Source organism: Kitasatospora sp. CB01950, assembly GCF_001905465.1.
Taxonomy (GTDB): Bacteria; Actinomycetota; Actinomycetes; order Streptomycetales; family Streptomycetaceae; genus Kitasatospora.
The window spans coordinates 260496-277226 of sequence record NZ_LISX01000008.1 but is presented as its reverse complement, the minus strand read 5'-3'; the positions used below and the strand labels follow the sequence as shown (position 1 = coordinate 277226).

Sequence of the window (16731 nt, the reverse complement as noted above, 5' to 3'; positions counted from 1 at the left end):
CCTTGGGGTTGACGCCCGGCTGTTGAGAGGGCGGGCCTTGGCGGGGTGTCGGGTGCGGCGCAACGGTCTGTGCCGTCGGGGCGTCAACTGGCTCTTGAGCGAGCGGATCCGGCCACGCGGGCGAAGAGGGCCTGCCGGTAGGTCGGCGAGGCCAGTTGGGCGGCGTAGGTGTCGAGGCCCGGGGCCGGGCCGTCCGGGAGGCCGGGGAGGTTGGGGAGGAGGTCGCCGAAGGCGTTGACCTCGCCGACCAGGGTGCGGCGCCAGTGGGAGGTGGGGAGGAGGTCGACGCCGACCATGGGGGTCTGCGGGAAGCGGGCGGCGGCGGCTTCGGCGGTGGCGAGGAGGGCGGGCCAGGCGTCGCCGACGGCGGACCGGAGGGCCGCCGTCTCGCCGCGGGCGCCGCCGAGGTGGAGGTTGGTCATGGGGTGGCGGCTGGTGCGGACCACCACGTGGGTCGCCCGGCCGTCGACGACCAGGACCCGGAGGTCCGCGGTGCGGCCGTGCCGGCCGGACTTGGGGACCCACTGTTCGACGTGCAGGCCCTCCGGGGCGAGGCGGTCGATCAGGGCGGCGACCTCGGTCGCGTCGCGGTAGCGCCGGACGGTGAGCGAGTTGTGCAGCCCGTCCGGGGCGACCTCCACCGAGGTGGTGGCCTGGATCCGGCCGTGCGGGCCGAACTCCAGGGCGACCACCCCGGACGCGGAGGAGCCGTGCACCGGCTTGAGGAACACCCGGCGCATCCCGGCGGCGGCCAGCCGTTCGCGCAACTCCTCGAAGGAGGACGGGAGTTCGCCCGCAAGCGCGGCGGGCACCGGGACTCCTGCGGCGGCCAGCGCCGCATGCGCGCGGCGCTTGTCGAACATCACCGCGATCTCCTCCGGATCGCCGAGCATCCGCACCCCCGGCCGGGCGGCCAGCTCGCGCAGCGCGGCGGTGACGCCCGCGTACCAGGCCGGGCCGCCCTCGACCCTGGTGGCCGCGTAGCCGTCGCCCAGCGCGGCGCCGCGCAGCAGCCGGTCGGCCTCCGGGTCCTCGCCGGGCGAGTCGACCCGGACGACCGCGCCGGGCGGCAGTTCGTACCGTCCGCGCAGCACCGAGGACCAGGGCAGCACGGCGGGCTCCGCCAGCCCCGCGGCGCGGGCCGCGGCGGCGAACAGGGCGACCCGTCGGTGCCCGGGACAGCCCAGGACGACCAGCTGTGGCGACGTCAACGCGGCGGCCCTGCCTACTCGGAGACGGCGACGTAGCGCCAGTTGTCGTTCGGGTCCTCGGCACCGGACAGGTCGACCTCGACGCCGGGCAGGGCGTCCCGCAGGCGCTTCTGCATGCCCTCGGTGAGGTAGTGGTGGTGCAGGTCGAGGGTCTCCAGGTGGGTGAGCGGCTGGCCCTCCAGCAGCGCCGCCGCGCCCTCGTCGGTGAGCGCGCCCATGGACAGCGACAGCCCGGTGAGCCGGGGCACCACCGGGGCGTGGGCGACCTCGGCGGCGATCCGGTCCTGGGTCTCGGCGTTCTGCAGGCCGAGGTGCTTCAGCGCGGGCAGGTTGGCGCCGGACAGGAACGGGGCGAGGTCCTCGTTCGTCCAGTTGCCGCCGTAGTTGTCGACGCCCAGCCACAGTTCGAGCTTCTCCAGCGCCGGGAAGTCGCAGGCGCCGACGGCGCGGACCACCGGGCCCGGCAGGCCGCCGGCCTCGAAGCGCAGTGCCTTCAACTTCTCGTGCCGCACCGGCTTCAGGGCGAGCCGGTCGTTGCCGTCGTAGTCCTCGCCGGCGCCGCGCACCACCAGCTCCTCCAGCTGCGGGAACGCCTCGAAGACCGGCGTGATGTCGCACATCTGGATCCAGGAGATCTCGCACTCCTCGAAGGTGATGTCGCCGATGAACAGCGCCCGCAGCGCGGGGAAGCGGCCGGCGGACGCGAGGAGCACCGGCAGTGCCTCGGCCAGCGACTCCGGCTCCTCGGAGAACCAGCGGCCGATCACCAGCGCGGTGACCTTCTCCACCGCGACGGTCTCCAGGAACGTCGCCCAGTGCTCGGCGAAGGCGGTCTCGTCGTCCCAGTCCACCCAGACCTTCCACGCGGTGGACGGCGCCTCGGGCAGCTTTCCTTCCTTCGACGCCTCCAGGAAGTCGGTGACGGGGAGCCCGTGGAACTCCTCGATGTGCTGGTTGATGGTCATGCGCCGCTCCTCGCTGCTCGTCGTGGGGCCTGACCCTGTCTACCAGCCGCCCCCGACGTTCACCCGCACGGGGAATCTTTCGGGCGTGGTGTTGTCGGTGGGGCCGCCTAGTTTTCCGATCGGGACGTCCGGCGCCCGGCCGGACCCGACCGCGGGAGGACTCGCGTGTACCGCCAGGGTGACGTACTGATCGTGCCGACCGAACAGAGTGCGGTCCCGGCCGCCGTGGCCCACCTGCCGCGCCAGCCCCGGGACGGCCGCGGCCGGCTGGTGCTGGCGCTCGGCGAAGTCACCGGCCACGCGCACGCGGTGGTCGGCCCCGGCGAACTGCTGCGCGAGGGCGGCCCGTTCGGCCGCGCCTGGCTGCACCTGCCGGAGGGCGGCCGGGTCGTGCACGAGGAGCACGCGACGATCGCGCTGCCCACCGGCTGGTTCCGGGTGGTCCGGCAGCGCGAGTACATGCCCGGCGCCGTCCGGATCGTCGCCGACTGACCCACCCGTACGAGACAAGGACAGAACTGATGAGCACGCAGCTGACCGGCCGTCCGGCGGACGCCTCGGTGGCGCACTGGCGCGCGGTCGCCGCCGCCACCGGACCGGCCGACCGGGCCACCGCCGAACAGGCCGTCCGGGACGCCTACCGGGCCGCCGGGCTGGCCGAACCCGCCGAGTTCCGCTGGTACCCGTCGCCGCTCGCCGCGGTCACCGAACTGCTCGACCACCGGGACGGGTTCGGCCGATCCGTGCGCGAGCAGGTGCGCACCGCCGCCTGGGAGCGGGCCCGCACCGCCGCGCTCGCCGCACACGGCCCCGGCGGCTGGGCCGAACTGTGGGGCGCGACCGGCGCCGAACTCGCCGCCACCACCGCACTGCCCGCCGAACGCGTCCGCGCCGCGCTGCTCGACCACTTCGCGCCCGAGCCCGCACCGCAGGGCTGGGAGGAGTCCCGCCGGCCGGAGAACAAGGAGCTCCGCCGGGTGGTCGGCGAGACCCGCGCCACGGTCCGGCTCGCCGTCCTGGACGCCGTCGCCGGCCAGCACGACGCCGCCTGGTTCGCCGCCTTCGACACCGCCGGCACCGGCGACGACGCCCTCGCCGCGCTGGCCGGCGTCGCCCGACAGGCCGGCTGGTGGTGGCCGTTCGAGAACACCGTGCTGCTCAGCGAACGCCCCGTCGCCCTGCACCGCGACGAGGCCGGCCGACTCGACCGCGCCGACGGCCCCGCCCTCGCCTACGCCGACGGCTTCGCGCTGTACGCCTGGCGCGGCATGCCCGTCCCGGCGGACTTCCTGGAGCAGCTCACCGGCCTCACCGTCGAGCGCATCCGCACCGAGGAGAACGCCGAACTGCGCCGCGTCATGCTGGAGCACTTCGGCTACGACCGCTACCTCGCCGAATCCGGGGCGGAGCCGCTGCACCGCGACGAGACCGGCATCCTGTGGCGGATCCAACTCCCGGACGACGAACCGGTCGTGATGGTCGAGGTGGTCAACTCCACCCCCGAACCCGACGGCACCCACCGCACCTACTACCTGCGCGTCCCGCCGCACATCCGCACGGCGAGGGCGGGCGTGGCGTGGACGTTCGGGGTCGAGGAGGAGGCGTACCGGCCGCAGCGCGAGACGTGAGAGGCGCCGCCTACAGCCCTATGCTCCGCAGGCGGGCCAACAGCACCCCCGCAGGGCTCTCCGGAGTCTCCAACTCCAGCCACGGGCGCAGGACTTCGGCCGTCTGGTCGTCGCGGACGGCGGTCGCGGCGGCCATCACCACGAACTGGTCCACCAGCCACCCGCAGAGCGAGTCGACAGGGATCTGGCGGCCCTCGTCCAGCCGGCTGATCGCGGAGGCCTCGACCACCGAGATCCAGGAGCGGACCAGCAGGGTGAGCCGGGGTCCGGCCTCGCCCACGCCCAGGTGGCGCAGGGTGCGTCGGAGCGCGGCGCGGCGGACGTCGTCGACGATGGCCGAGGTGCGGGCGGTCTCCACCACCGAGCCGCCGCGGAGCAGCGCGCCGTAACCGGCGGCGTGCTCGTCGACGAAGGCGAAGTAGCGGTGCAGGACGGCGCGGAGCTGCTCGGTCGGGGTGCCGGTGAAGCCGTCGGTGCGGAAGCGCCGGACGAGTTCGGAGGCCGCACTGCGCAGCGCGGCCTCGTACAACTGCTGCTTGCCGCCGGCGAAGTAGCGGTAGACGAGCGGGCGGGACGCCCCGGCGGCCTCGGCGACGTCGTCGAGCGAGACGTCCTCGGGCGGGCGGGCGGCGAACAGTTCGAGAGCGACGGCGATGAGCTGCTCGCGCCGCTGCTGGACGGGCAGTCGGCGGTAGGTGGTGCGCCGGGGGCGCTCCGCCTCGGCGGGGGAGGGGGTCGCTGCCATGGGTGCCAGGGTAATAGTCGGGCGGGCCGGCCCGGCACGGTCGGGACCGGCGGGTTCCTACCGGCCGGGCGGCGTCACCGACCGCAGACTGTGACCAGGCGTCTGCGGATCGTGACGAGGAGCGGCCGGTGCGGTGGGTGCGGGCGGTCTGGCGGTGGATCGGGAAGTCCCCGGGGACGTACGTGTGGCTGCTGCTGCTCGCCGTCACCAGTTTCGTGGTGGCCCGGAAGGACCCGGCGGCCCTGCACTTCTTCCTGCAGCAGCGCTCCACCAACATCGACCAGCTGAACGCCCACCCGCTGCGCGTGCTGCTGGCCAGCCTGATCTGGACCGAGCAGGCGAACTTCCTGTTCTACTTCGTGATGTTCCACGTCTTCCACGTCCCCGCCGAGCGCTGGCTGGGCACCGGCCGGTGGCTGACGGTCGCGCTGACGGCGCACGTGCTGGCGACGTACCTCAGCCAGGGCGTGGTGGCGTGGGGCGTGCACCACGAGGTGCTGCCGATGCGGATGGCGCGCACCGTGGACGTCGGGGTGTCGTACGCGCTGGCCGGGGTGCAGGGCGTGCTGACGTGGAGCCTGGCGGGCGTCTGGCGGTGGGTGTACGGGTGCGGGCTGGTGGCGTTCTACCTGGTGCCGCTGCTGACCTCGCGGACCTTCACCGATCTGGGGCACTTCTGCGCGGTGCTGATCGGACTGGCGTTCCGTCCGATCACCCGGGGCCGGCCGGTCTGGGACCCGTCCCGGACGCTGCGCCGGCTGCGCATGGCACGCAGTTGACGCGACCACTTCCAAAGAGGGCTTGAATTCGTCCGGCGCTGCGACAGGATGGCCGGATGGCTCATGAACTGAACGATCGTCACGCAGGCGGCTCCACCCCGCGCCGCATCGCCGACGCCCATGTCCACGCCCTCGCCGAGATCGACCCGCTGACCGCGGTCTACCTCGGCCTCAACCCGGAGGACGACCGGCTGACCGACCTCTCCCCGGCCGGCACCGGCGCCCTCGCCGACCTGGCCCGCCGCACCCTCGCCGAGCTGGACGCGCTGGAGGCGTCCGGCCCGGTCGACGAGGAGGAGGAGCGCCGCTGCGCCCGGCTGCTGCGCGAGCGGCTGACCGCCGAGATCGCCGTGCACGAGGCCGGCGAGGACTTCCGGTCGGTCCGCAACCTCGGCTCGCCGGTCCACAACACCCGCGAGATGTTCACCCTGCTGCCCACCGACACCGACCAGGACTGGCTGCGGCTCGGCCGCCGGCTGGCCCGCTTCCCGGCGGCGATGGCCCAGTACCGGCAGACCCTGGAGGAGGGCCTGCGCCGCGGCCTGTTCTCCGCGCCGCGCCAGGTCGACACCATGGTCGGCCAGTTCGACGAGTGGATCGAGTCCGAGCGCCCCGGCGGCTGGTTCGGCGAACTGGTCGGCCCCGCGCCCGAGGACCTGCGGGAGCAGCTGACCGCCACCGCCGTCGAGGCCACCGGGTCCCTCGTCGAGCTGCGCGACTGGCTGCGCGACGTGTACGGCCCCGCCGCCCAGGGCACCCCCGACGCGATGGGCCGCGAGCGCTACACCCGCTGGGTGCGGTACTGGACGGGCGCCGATCTGGACCTGGACGAGGCGTACCGCTGGGCGTGGGAGCAGTTCCACGAGCTGGACGCGCAGATGCGGGTCGAGGCGGAGAAGGTGCTGCCCGGGGCGACCCCGATGCAGGCGATGAAGTGGCTGGAGACCGAAGGCCCGGCGATCCGCGGCGAGCAGGAGGTGCAGGAGTACCTGCAGGACCTGATGGACCGGGCGATCAACGACCTGCAGGGCGTGCACTTCGACCTGGCCGACCCGCTGCTGAAGGTCGAGTCGCGGATCGCCCCGCCCGGCAGCGCCGCCGCCCCCTACTACACCCAGCCGTCGCTGGACTTCTCCCGCCCCGGCCGGACCTGGCTGCCCACCCTGGGCCGTGAGGCGTTCCCGGAGTGGGACCTGGTCTCCACCTGGTACCACGAGGGCGTCCCCGGCCACCACCTCCAGCTCGCGCAGTGGACGTACGTGGCGGACCGGCTCTCCACCTACCAGGTCACCCTGGGCGGCGTCAGCGCCAACATGGAGGGCTGGGCGCTGTACGCGGAGCGCCTGATGGACGAGCTCGGCCACCTCACCGACCCGGGCCACCGCCTCGGCTACCTGAACGCGCAGATGATGCGCGCGCTGCGGGTCATCGTCGACATCGGCATGCACGCGGAGCTGGAGTTCCCCGCCGACTCCCCGTTCGCCGCCGGCGAGCCGATGCTGCCGGAGCGCGCCCGCGAGTTCTTCGGCGCGTACTGCGGCCTGTCCGCCGACTTCCTGGACAGCGAACTGGTCCGCTACCTCGGCCTGCCCGGCCAGGCGATCGGCTACAAGCTCGGCGAACGCGCCTGGCTGAGCGGCCGGGCCGCGGCCCGGGCGGCCGCCGAGGCGCGCGGCGAGGAGTTCGACCTGAAGGCGTGGCACATGGCGGCACTGTCGCAGGGCTCGCTGGGCCTGGACGACCTGGTGACGGAGCTGAGCTCGCTGTAACCGCAGGAGTGTCCCGGGTGGCCGAGCGGCCGGGCACCCGGGTCCGCCGTCCCAAATGCTGACAAAACTGCACATACTGCCTTGCTCGGGACCGGATCGGGCGCTTGGCTGGAGAGAGCGCCGTGAACGCGCGCACCCGGCCCATTCCCGATTCGGCGGAAGGCGGTCCTCCGGTGACCTCCCCGCACGCCCCCGACACCCAGCAGGCCGACCCGCGCCGCTGGTGGGCCCTGGCGGTCATCGCCATCGCCCAGCTGATGATCGTCCTGGACGCGACGATCGTGAACATCGCCCTCCCGTCCGCCCAGCACGACCTGGGCATCTCCAACGCCAACCGGCAGTGGGTGATCACCGCCTACACGCTGGCCTTCGGCGGCCTGCTGCTGCTCGGCGGCCGGATCGGCGACCTCTTCGGACGCAAACGCACCTTCATCGTCGGCCTGCTCGGCTTCGCACTGGCGTCCTGCCTCGGCGGCTTCGCCACCACCGGCGGCATGCTGTTCGCCGCCCGCGCCCTGCAGGGCGCCTTCGGCGCGCTGCTCGCCCCGTCCGCGCTGTCCCTGCTGTCGAACACCTTCCGCGACCCGCGCGAACGGGCCACCGCGTTCGGCGTGTTCGGCGCCCTGGCCGGCGGCGGCGCGGCGATCGGACTGATCACCGGCGGACTGCTCACCGAGTACCTCAGCTGGCGCTGGTGCCTGTACGTCAACGGCCCGATCGCCGTTGTCACCGCGATCGCCGCCTCCTACCTGCTGCGCCGCGACCACATCGACCGCTCGCACCGGGTCCGGCTCGACCTGCCCGGCGCGGTGCTCGGCTGCGGCGGCCTGCTGCTGATCGTCTACGGCACCTCCGAGGCCGTCGACCGCGGTTGGGGCGACTGGCTGGTGCTCACCTCGCTCTGCGTCGGCGTCGTGCTGCTCGCGGTGTTCGCCCTGGTCGAGCGGCGCACCCCGCACGCACTGCTGCCGATGCACCTGATCCGCAACCGCAACCGGGCCGGCAGCGCACTCTCGGTCGGCCTGGCCGTCATCGCCATGTACGGCCTGTTCCTGTTCCTGACGTACTACATGCAGGTGGTGAAGGGCTACTCGCCGATCCGGGCCGGCGTCTCCTTCCTTCCGATGACCGCCGCGATCATCATCAGCTCCGCCGGCATCGGCTCCCGCCTGATGACCCGCATCCCCACCCGCGCCCTGATGGTCCCCGGCCTGCTGATCGGCGCGGGCGGCATGGCCTGGCTCACCCAACTGCGGGTGGACAGCTCGTACGCCGGCCTGGTGCTCCCCGCCGAGATCCTGCTCGGCATCGGCCTCGGCCTGGTCTTCATGCCCGCCATCAGCCTGGCCACCCTGGGCGTCGCCCCGCAGGAGACCGGCGCCGCCTCCGCCATCATCAACAGCGCCCAGCAGGTCGGCGGTTCGATCGGCACCGCGCTGCTCAACACCATCGCCGCCAGTGTCACCGCCACCTACCTCGCCACCCGCAACCCGACCGACCCCCTGGTCCAGGCCCAGGGCGCGGTGCACGGCTACGCGGTCGCCACCGCCGTCGCGATGGGCATCCTGCTGCTCGCCGCCGTGGTCGCCTTCCTGATGATCAACCACCGCCCCGCCCCCGGCGAGGCCGAGGGCCGTGCCGCCCAGGCGGGCACCGGAACCGTCGCCCAGGCAGAGGCATAGGCGACCCCGACCCGTTCGCCCGGTGCCGCCGTCCGCACGGTCGGTCCCGGTCATGAGACCCTGCTGTCCGCCACCGGAAATCTCACGAGTCTCCCAGCCAGGAATCACGGCATTTCCAGCTCGGCGACGCATATTCGAGACAGCTAGGGTCGCCCCCGCCCGCCGACGACAACGGCGCGGACGGCGGGGCGGCCTCCGGTCGGGAGGAAACGGGGCACCATGGGACGGCACTCCAAGCAGCGCAAGCGCCGCTCGCTGCGGCCGGTCGCCCTCACCTCGCTGCTCACCGTGGGCGTGGTCGGCGCGATAGCCGCAGCCGGGCTGGTCTCCGTCCACCTGCGCGACCCGCGCCAGCAGTCCAGCTCCGACAGCGTCGCGGCGGCCGGCCCGCTCCCGGCCCCCGCCCCGCTCGGGAGCTCCGGCGCCTTCGCGAACACGAGCGCGAGCCCGAGCCCGAGTGCGGAGGCCTCCGCGGGCGAGGCCGGCGGGCAGCTGAGCGCCGACGGCACGGCCGACCCCGCCGGCGGACTCACCCGGCAGATCCCGCCCGTCGCCCCGCCGGACGTCAGGCTCGGCGTCACCGGCAACGCCCCGACCAGCACCGAGTCGATCCGGGTCGGCGCGCTGTTCACCGGCGACGCCACGCCGGGCAACCACTTCTGCACCGCCAGCGTCATCGACAGCCCCGGGCGCAACCTGATCCTCACCGCCGCGCACTGCCTGTCCGGCGTCAACGGCGTCACCTTCGTCCCCGGCTACCACGACGGCCAGGCCCCGTTCGGCAGTTGGCAGGTCACCAAGGCGTACACCGCCGACGGCTGGCAGAACGACGACGACCCCGACGAGGACTTCGCCGTGCTCGCCCTCGCCCCCAACAACGGCACGCGGATCGAGGACGTGGTCGGCGGCAACCAGCTCGGCATCAACGCCGCCTGGAGCGTCCAGACCCGGCTGTACGGCTACCCGGACGGCGCCGAGCGGCCCGTCGTGTGCACCAACGCCACCAGCCGCCAGGACACCTACCAGCGGCACATCGACTGCCCGTCCTTCCCCAGCGGCACCAGCGGCGGCCCGTTCATCGACGCCGCCACCGGCCAGGTGGTCGGCGTCATCGGCGGCTACCAGCAGGGCGGCGACACCGAGGACACCTCCTACAGCGCCTACTTCGACCACACCGTCGCCGACCTGGTCGCCCGGGCGAGCTGACCGGCCCTGGAATCCCCCTCCGCCGTCGCCCACAATGGGGCGACGACGCAGACGAGGGGGAGGCGCGGTGTTCCGCCGCTGGTGGTTCCTGAAGTCCGCGGGGCCCGCCCCGACAGCCGAACACCACCCGAGCCGCCGGGAGATCCGCGAGCACAACGCCCTGGTGCTGGGCGAGTGGGAAGCCCTCCGCGACCGGCTGCGCGAGCTCGCCACCGAACGCGTCACCGCCGCCGGCACGGTCTTCCAGGCCGCCGAACTCCGGCTCCCCACCGAGGAGTCCGCCGCCCGCCGGGCCTACCAGTGGGCACTGGAGGCGTACGAGGCCGCAGGCCGACTGCTCGACGGTGCCGACCACCGGGACACCGACCTGCCCGACCTCGCCGCCGCCGTCGTCCTCGCCGAACAGGCCGTCGAACGCCTCGCCGCCGCCCACCTGCTGCACGCCGGACAGCGGCCCGGCCCGCTCGCCGTCCGCTGCTACTACAACCCGCTGCACGGCCCCGCCGAGACCGCCGACGAAGCGCCCAAGAACCGCAAGACCCGCCAACGGGCCCGCACCGGCGCCCGGGAGGCCGCCGCGGAGCGGCGCCCCGCCTGCCGCTCCTGCCGCGCCGCGATCCTGGCCGGCCAGACCCCCGACGTGCTGCCCGCGCTGCTCCCCGCCAAGGCCGCTCCCGGCCGCAAGGGCCCCGTCCTGGTCCCCTACTTCGCCGTCCCCCGCCAGTGGTCCCCGTGGTCCACCACCGCCTGCGGCGCCTACGACCCGGCCACCCCGGCCCTGGTGCTGCGCGGCGATCACCGCAAGCGGAAGCCGAGTTGACACTGCCTCGGTGCTACGCCTCGGCGCTGCGCCTCAGCGCTTCTTGCGCTCGGCCACCCGGCGTTCGACCTCGGCCAGGAAGTGCGGCGGAACCTCGCCGGTGGCCCGCAGGTGCGCGCGTTCCGCGGCGGTGAGTGTCTCGGCCACGATGTCCACGGCGAAGGCGTACTTGTGCAGCTTCCCCGAGGCTGTCTCGCGCCGCAGGTCCGCGGCATCCTCTGCCCGTTCGTTGCCCTCCCAGCTGTCCCGGGGGCGGAACAGCGCGGTCAGCCAGCCGAGCACGCCGCGCCGACGGGCCTTCCGGTTCACCTGGTCCCGGACGGCCAGCCAGCACAGCCGCTCGTCAGGCAGGTTCGGAACGGTTCTGGTCATGGTGGTGCCCCCCTCGTTCAGGTGTCGGGGGAGCGTACCGGTCGGGGGAGTGCGAAGGACAACGAAAAAGGCCCAAGTCCCTTGGACTTGAGCCTCGTTCACGCACTTGCTGCGAAGTGCCCCCGGTAGGATTCGAACCTACGCACCCGCCTCCGGAGGGCGGTGCTCTATCCCCTGAGCTACGGGGGCCTGAGCGACCTGTGATCACCCGGCCTTGCGGGGAAAACACTACCAGGGAAACTCCGTGCTCCGTGCACGGGTTTCCGGGGGGCCGGGCCGGACGGGCCGTCAGGGGCAACCGGGAAGTAGCGGAAAGCCCGGACGGGCAGGGTGGGGCGCGGCTACCCTCGGTGAGGTGGCGGCGACGTCGGGGCGGGTCCTCGTGGTGGACGACAGCGAGGTGATCCGCCGGCTGATCAAGGTCAACCTGGAGCTGGAGGGCTTCGAGGTGGTGACCGCCGCCGACGGTGCCGAGTGCCTGGAGGTGGTCCGGGGCGTCGCGCCGGACGTGGTGACCCTGGACGTGATGATGCCCCGGCTGGACGGCCTGCGCACGGCGGCCCGGCTGCGCGCCGCGTGGGAGACCGCGCACCTGCCGATAGCGATAGTGAGCGCCTGCACCCCCGCCGACCTGGAACGCGGCGAGTCGGTGGGCGTGGACGGCTACCTGGCGAAGCCGTTCGATCCGGCGGACCTGATCGAACTGGTGCACCGGCTGCGGGCGATGGACCGGCCGGTCGCGCCGGGCGCCCGGCGTTTCGCGTACGACTTCGGCGGCGCCGGCCTCGATCGCACCGAACGGAGTTTCGCCCTCGGCGAACACGTGCAGGAACTTGTTCCGCCGGACGAGTCACGCCCATGAGATGTGCCGGTCTTCGGCGCTCTCCGACGAGACGAAGCACACCCGGCGCCGCGACGCGCGCCCCGTTGGGCAAACCGAGTGGCGGTCGACCACCCCCTCTCGCCTAGGCTGGGGGCCGTGACACCCGCAGAACTCTCCCAGGCAGTCCAGGCCGCCGTCAGCGCCGCCATCCAGGCCGGCGAGCTGACCGTCGACGTGCCCGCGCACGTGACGGTCGAGCGGCCCAAGAACAGGGACCACGGCGACTACGCCACCAACGTGGCCCTCCAGCTCGCGAAGGCGGCCGGCAAGCCGCCGCGAGCCGTCGCGGAGATCCTCTCCGCCCGCCTGCGAGAGATCACCGGCGTCGCCAAGGTCGACATCGCCGGTCCGGGCTTCCTGAACATCACGCTGGACGCCGCCACCCAGGGCGAGCTGGCGCGCACCATCGTCGAGGCGGGCGAGGCGTACGGCCGCAACGAGGCGCTCAAGGGCCTGACGATCAACCTGGAGTTCGTCTCGGCGAACCCGACCGGCCCGATCCACATCGGCGGCGTCCGCTGGGCCGCCGTCGGCGACTCGCTGGCCCGCGTCCTCAAGGCGACCGGCGCCGAGGTGTCCACCGAGTACTACCTCAACGACGCCGGCGTGCAGATCACCAAGTTCGCCAAGTCGCTGAAGGCCGCCGCCAACGGGCAGCCGGTGCCGGAGGACGGCTACGTCGGCGAGTACATCGTCGACATCGCCAAGGCCGTCACCGAGGGCGTGCCCGGCATCCTGGAGCTGCCGGAGGACGAGCAGCTGTCGGCCTTCCGCACCGAGGGCCTGAAGCTGATGGTCGCCGAGATCCAGCGGTCGATGGTCGAGTTCGGCGTGCACTTCGACACCTGGTTCTCCGAGCAGACGCTGCACGAGTCCGGCGCCGTCGGCCGGGCCATCGAGCGGCTGCGCGAGCAGGGCCACGTCTTCGACCGGGACGGCGCGATCTGGCTGCGCACCACCGACTTCGGCGACGACAAGGACCGCGTCCTGGTCAAGGCCGACGGCGAGACCACCTACTTCGCCGCCGACGCCGCCTACTACCTGAGCAAGCGGGACCGCGGCGCGGAGGTCTCGGTCTACATGCTCGGCGCCGACCACCACGGCTACGTCAACCGCCTCAAGGCCATCGCGGCCTGCGCCGGCGACGACATGGACCGCAACATCGAGGTGATGATCGGCCAGTTCGTGAAGATGCTGCGCGACGGCAAGGAGGTCCGCCTCTCCAAGCGCGCCGGCAACATCATCACGATCGACGACGTGATCGACTGGATCGGCGTGGACGCCGCCCGCTACATGCTGGTCCGGCAGTCCACCGACTCCACCATCACCATCGACATCGACGTGGTCACCAGCCAGACCAGGGACAACCCGGTCTTCTACGTGCAGTACGCGCACGCCCGGATGTGCTCCGTGGCGCGCAACGCCGTGGAGAAGGGCATCACGCGCAGCGCGGACTACAAACCGGAGCTGCTGAACTCCGAGTGGGAGAACGACCTGATCGGCCAGCTCGGCGAGTTCCCGCGGGTGCTGGCCAAGGCCGGCGAACTGCGCGCGCCGCACCACGTGGCCGTGTACCTGGAGGAGCTGTCCCGGGCCTTCCACCGGTTCTACGACAACTGCCACATCCTGCCGAAGAAGGGCGACGACGAGGTCACCGACCTCACGCACGCCCGCCTCTGGCTCGCCGACGCCACGCGAACGACGCTCGCCAACGGCCTCGCTCTGCTCGGCGTATCCGCCCCCGAGCGGATGTAAAGCACCACAACCCCCAAGCGCAGCAAGAGCGGGGGCGGCGGACCGGTCGACGGAGACCGGTCGCCGCCCCTTGCCATAGGCCGAGGAAGTTCCGCACATGTCTCGCTCCGCACACCCCGCAGGCCCCCGGCACGGCGACGTCCTGCCCGAGGGTCACTACCAGGCTCCGCCCGCCGACCTGAACGCCCTCGACCCGAAGGTCTGGTCGCGCACCGTCACCCGCAACGCGGAGGGCGTGGCCACCGTCGGCGGCATCGACGTCCGCACCCTCGCCGCCGAGTTCGGCACCCCCGCGTACGTGCTGGACGAGGCCGACTTCCGGGCCCGCGCCCGCGCCTGGCGGGACGCCTTCGGCGACCACGCGGACGTGTACTACGCCGGCAAGGCGTTCCTGTCCAAGGCCGTCGTCCGCTGGCTGCACGAGGAGGGCCTCAACGTCGACGTGTGCTCCTCCGGCGAGCTGCAGGTGGCGCTGGCGGCCGGGATGCCGGGGGAGCGGATCGCGCTGCACGGCAACAACAAGTCGGTGCACGAGCTGGAGCAGGCCGTGAAGGCCGGCGTCGGGCACATCGTGGTCGACTCGTTCCAGGAGATCGACCGGCTGGCGGAGATCGCCGACGCGCAGGGCGTCCGGCAGCCGGTGCTGATCCGGATCACGGTCGGCGTCGAGGCGCACACCCACGAGTTCATCGCCACCGCGCACGAGGACCAGAAGTTCGGCCTGTCGCTCTCCGGCGGCCTGGCCGCCGAGGCGGTCCGCCGGGTGCTGGCCAAGCCCTCCCTGGAGCTGCGCGGCATCCACTCGCACATCGGCTCGCAGATCTTCGACTTCGCCGGTTTCGAGGTGGCCGCCCGCCGGGTGGTCGGCCTGCTCGCCGAGGTCCGCGACGAGCACGGCGTCGAGCTGCCGGAGATCGACCTCGGCGGCGGACTCGGCATCGCCTACACCCCCGACGACGACCCGCGCGAGCCCGCCGAGATCGCCGTCTCGCTCGGCGAGATCGTCCGACGCGAGTGCACCGCAGCGCAGTTGACGCCCCCTCGGATCTCGGTGGAGCCCGGCCGGGCGATCGTCGGCCCGACCGCGTTCACGCTGTACGAGGTCGGCACCGTCAAGCCGCTGGAGGGCCTGCGCACCTACGTCAGCGTGGACGGCGGCATGTCCGACAACATCCGCACCGCGCTGTACGACGCCGAGTACTCGGTGGCGCTGGTCTCCCGCACCAGCGAGGCCGAGCCGATGCTGGTCCGGGTGGTCGGCAAGCACTGCGAGTCCGGCGACATCGTGGTCCGGGACGCCTTCCTGCCGGCCGACCTGGCCGCCGGCGACCTGATCGCGGTGCCCGCCACCGGCGCCTACTGCCGGTCGATGGCGAGCAACTACAACCACGCCCTCAAGCCCCCCGTGCTGGCCGTCGCCGACGGCGCCGCCCGGGTGATCGTCCGCCGCGAGACGGAACAGGATCTCCTGCGCCTCGATATCGGCTGACGAAATTTTCGTCTCATAACGTGGACCGGCCGTAGATCTGTGCGGAAAGTCCCGGAGACTGGTACGGACAGGAAAGCCCCCGGGGACACCGAATCGCCCCGGCGGGGACCGAAGAATGCAGAGCGGAGTCGGATGATGCGTACGCGCCCGCTGAAGGTGGCGTTGCTGGGCTGTGGTGTGGTGGGCTCCGAGGTGGCGCGCATCATGACGACGACGGCCGACGACCTCGCCGCGCGCATCGGCGCCCCGGTGGAGCTCGCGGGCATCGCGGTCCGGCGTGCCGGCCGCCCCCGCCCCGGGGTGCCCGAGCACCTGCTCACCACCGACGCCGAGGCCCTCGTCGGCCGCGACGACATCGACGTGGTGATCGAGGTCGTCGGCGGCATCGAGCCGTCCAAATCGCTGATCCTGAAAGCCTTCCGGGGCGGCGCCTCGGTGGTCTCCGCCAACAAGGCGCTGCTCGCCAAGGACGGCGCCGAACTGCACGCCGCGGCCGCCGCGGCCGGCGCCGACCTCTACTACGAGGCCGCCGTGGCCGGCGCCATCCCGCTGCTGCGCCCGCTGCGCGAGTCGCTGGCCGGCGACAAGGTGAACCGGGTGCTGGGCATCGTCAACGGCACCACCAACTTCATCCTCGACAAGATGGACTCCACCGGCGCCGGGTACTCCGAGGCGCTGGAGGAGGCCACCGCGCTGGGCTACGCCGAGGCCGACCCGACCGCCGACGTGGAGGGCTTCGACGCCGCCGCGAAGGCCGCCATCCTGGCCGGGATCGCCTTCCACACCAAGGTGACCGCCGCGGACGTCTACCGCGAGGGCATCACCGAGGTCACCGCCGCCGACATCGCCTCCGCCAAGCAGATGGGCTGCGTCGTCAAGCTGCTGGCGATCTGCGAGCGCTCCGCCGACGGCACCTCGGTCACCGCCCGGGTGCACCCGGCGATGATCCCGCTCAGCCACCCGCTGGCCTCCGTCCGCGAGGCCTACAACGCCGTCTTCGTCGAGGCCGAGGCGGCCGGCCGGCTGATGTTCTACGGCCCCGGCGCGGGCGGCTCGCCCACCGCCTCCGCGGTCCTCGGAGACCTGGTCGCGGTCTGCCGCAACAAGGTCAACGGCACCACCGGCCCCGGCGACTCGGTCTACGCCCAGCTGCCCGCCAAGCCGATGGACGAGGTCGTCACCCGCTACCACGTCAGCCTCGACGTGGACGACCGGGCCGGTGTGCTGGCCCAGGTGGCCTCGGTCTTCGCCGAGCACGGCGTGTCCATCGACACCGTCCGCCAGCAGGGCCGCGACGGCGACGCCGCGCTCGTCGTGGTCACCCACCGCGCCACCGACGCCGCGCTGTCGGCGACGGTCGACAAGCTCCGCGCACTGGACAGCGTGCGCGACGTGGCCAGCATCATGCGGGTCGAAGGGGAGTAACA

15 protein-coding genes and 1 tRNA gene are annotated in these 16731 nt (G+C 72.9%); 11 read left to right on the top strand and 5 right to left on the bottom strand.

All coding sequences use genetic code 11. The features are described from left to right. Nucleotides 1-83: 83 nt before the first annotated feature. Together AMK19_RS21700 and AMK19_RS21695 are read right to left on the bottom strand one after the other, a co-directional pair. Nucleotides 84-1211: an STM4014 family protein gene (locus AMK19_RS21700; RefSeq protein ID WP_073814284.1), complete on the bottom strand. Its 1128-nt coding sequence runs from the start codon at nt 1209-1211 to the stop codon at nt 84-86. A gap of 14 nt (nt 1212-1225) precedes the next feature. After that, nucleotides 1226-2176, bottom strand: a complete 951-nt coding sequence (locus AMK19_RS21695) for an STM4015 family protein (protein ID WP_073814282.1) — start codon at nt 2174-2176, stop codon at nt 1226-1228. Nucleotides 2177-2341: 165 nt separating this feature from the next. Here AMK19_RS21695 and AMK19_RS21690 point away from each other — a divergent pair, with 165 nt between their 5' ends. Both AMK19_RS21690 and AMK19_RS21685 read left to right on the top strand, forming a co-directional pair. Beyond that, nucleotides 2342-2668, top strand: a complete 327-nt coding sequence (locus AMK19_RS21690) for a hypothetical protein (protein ID WP_073814280.1) — start codon at nt 2342-2344, stop codon at nt 2666-2668. A gap of 29 nt (nt 2669-2697) precedes the next feature. After that, a complete protein-coding gene (locus AMK19_RS21685) occupies nt 2698-3804 on the top strand; it encodes a DUF6745 domain-containing protein (RefSeq protein WP_073814278.1) in 1107 nt (368 codons plus the stop codon). A 10-nt stretch (nt 3805-3814) separates the two neighbouring features. Here AMK19_RS21685 and AMK19_RS21680 read toward each other — a convergent pair whose 3' ends face one another. Beyond that, entirely contained in the window at nt 3815-4549 is a 735-nt protein-coding gene (locus AMK19_RS21680) for a TetR/AcrR family transcriptional regulator (RefSeq protein ID WP_073814276.1), read from the bottom strand. 128 nt (nt 4550-4677) lie between these two features. Between AMK19_RS21680 and AMK19_RS21675 the strand changes: the two genes are divergently transcribed. From AMK19_RS21675 to AMK19_RS21655, 5 genes are all read left to right on the top strand, one after another. After that, nucleotides 4678-5328 (top strand): rhomboid-like protein, encoded by a 651-nt coding sequence (locus AMK19_RS21675; protein WP_073814274.1) that lies wholly within the window; start codon nt 4678-4680, stop codon nt 5326-5328. A gap of 56 nt (nt 5329-5384) precedes the next feature. Beyond that, complete coding sequence (locus AMK19_RS21670) at nt 5385-7097, top strand: DUF885 domain-containing protein (RefSeq protein ID WP_073814272.1); 1713 nt, start codon at nt 5385-5387, stop codon at nt 7095-7097. A 173-nt stretch (nt 7098-7270) separates the two neighbouring features. Further along, nucleotides 7271-8779, top strand: a complete 1509-nt coding sequence (locus AMK19_RS21665) for an MFS transporter (protein WP_073814270.1) — start codon at nt 7271-7273, stop codon at nt 8777-8779. Nucleotides 8780-8998: 219 nt separating this feature from the next. After that, nucleotides 8999-9985, top strand: coding sequence for a trypsin-like serine peptidase (locus tag AMK19_RS21660; RefSeq protein ID WP_083647167.1), 987 nt, complete (start codon nt 8999-9001; stop codon nt 9983-9985). Nucleotides 9986-10052: 67 nt separating this feature from the next. Continuing rightward, nucleotides 10053-10805, top strand: a complete 753-nt coding sequence (locus AMK19_RS21655; RefSeq protein WP_073814268.1) for a hypothetical protein — start codon at nt 10053-10055, stop codon at nt 10803-10805. Nucleotides 10806-10838: 33 nt separating this feature from the next. On the opposite strand, the gene AMK19_RS21650 is transcribed toward AMK19_RS21655, so the two are convergent. Together AMK19_RS21650 and AMK19_RS21645 are read right to left on the bottom strand one after the other, a co-directional pair. Continuing rightward, nucleotides 10839-11177, bottom strand: a complete 339-nt coding sequence (locus AMK19_RS21650) for a hypothetical protein (protein WP_073814266.1) — start codon at nt 11175-11177, stop codon at nt 10839-10841. Between the two features lie 117 nt (nt 11178-11294). Next, a tRNA-Arg gene (locus tag AMK19_RS21645) sits at nt 11295-11366 on the bottom strand. Nucleotides 11367-11532: 166 nt separating this feature from the next. Here AMK19_RS21645 and AMK19_RS21640 point away from each other — a divergent pair. The 4 genes from AMK19_RS21640 (at nt 11533) to AMK19_RS21625 (ending at nt 16729) form a co-directional block, all read left to right on the top strand. Beyond that, nucleotides 11533-12039, top strand: coding sequence for a response regulator (locus tag AMK19_RS21640; RefSeq protein ID WP_083647164.1), 507 nt, complete (start codon nt 11533-11535; stop codon nt 12037-12039). 117 nt (nt 12040-12156) lie between these two features. Next, complete coding sequence (argS, locus tag AMK19_RS21635) at nt 12157-13815, top strand: arginine--tRNA ligase (protein WP_073814264.1); 1659 nt, start codon at nt 12157-12159, stop codon at nt 13813-13815. A 97-nt stretch (nt 13816-13912) separates the two neighbouring features. Beyond that, nucleotides 13913-15304, top strand: coding sequence for a diaminopimelate decarboxylase (gene lysA / locus AMK19_RS21630; RefSeq protein WP_073814262.1), 1392 nt, complete (start codon nt 13913-13915; stop codon nt 15302-15304). 132 nt (nt 15305-15436) lie between these two features. Next, nucleotides 15437-16729 (top strand): homoserine dehydrogenase, encoded by a 1293-nt coding sequence (locus AMK19_RS21625; protein WP_073814260.1) that lies wholly within the window; start codon nt 15437-15439, stop codon nt 16727-16729. Nucleotides 16730-16731: the final 2 nt, after the last annotated feature.

Bases quoted from the DNA above. Each gene is read 5' to 3' on its own strand.
- AMK19_RS21695 (WP_073814282.1), bottom strand. From the start codon at position 2,176: ATGACCATCAACCAGCACATCGAGGAGTTCCACGGGCTCCCCGTCACC.
- AMK19_RS21685 (WP_073814278.1), top strand. From the start codon at position 2,698: ATGAGCACGCAGCTGACCGGCCGTCCGGCGGACGCCTCGGTGGCGCAC.
- AMK19_RS21680 (WP_073814276.1), bottom strand. From the start codon at position 4,549: ATGGCAGCGACCCCCTCCCCCGCCGAGGCGGAGCGCCCCCGGCGCACC.
- AMK19_RS21670 (WP_073814272.1), top strand. From the start codon at position 5,385: ATGGCTCATGAACTGAACGATCGTCACGCAGGCGGCTCCACCCCGCGC.
- AMK19_RS21660 (WP_083647167.1), top strand. From the start codon at position 8,999: ATGGGACGGCACTCCAAGCAGCGCAAGCGCCGCTCGCTGCGGCCGGTC.
- AMK19_RS21650 (WP_073814266.1), bottom strand. From the start codon at position 11,177: ATGACCAGAACCGTTCCGAACCTGCCTGACGAGCGGCTGTGCTGGCTG.
- lysA (WP_073814262.1), top strand. From the start codon at position 13,913: ATGTCTCGCTCCGCACACCCCGCAGGCCCCCGGCACGGCGACGTCCTG.
- AMK19_RS21625 (WP_073814260.1), top strand. From the start codon at position 15,437: ATGATGCGTACGCGCCCGCTGAAGGTGGCGTTGCTGGGCTGTGGTGTG.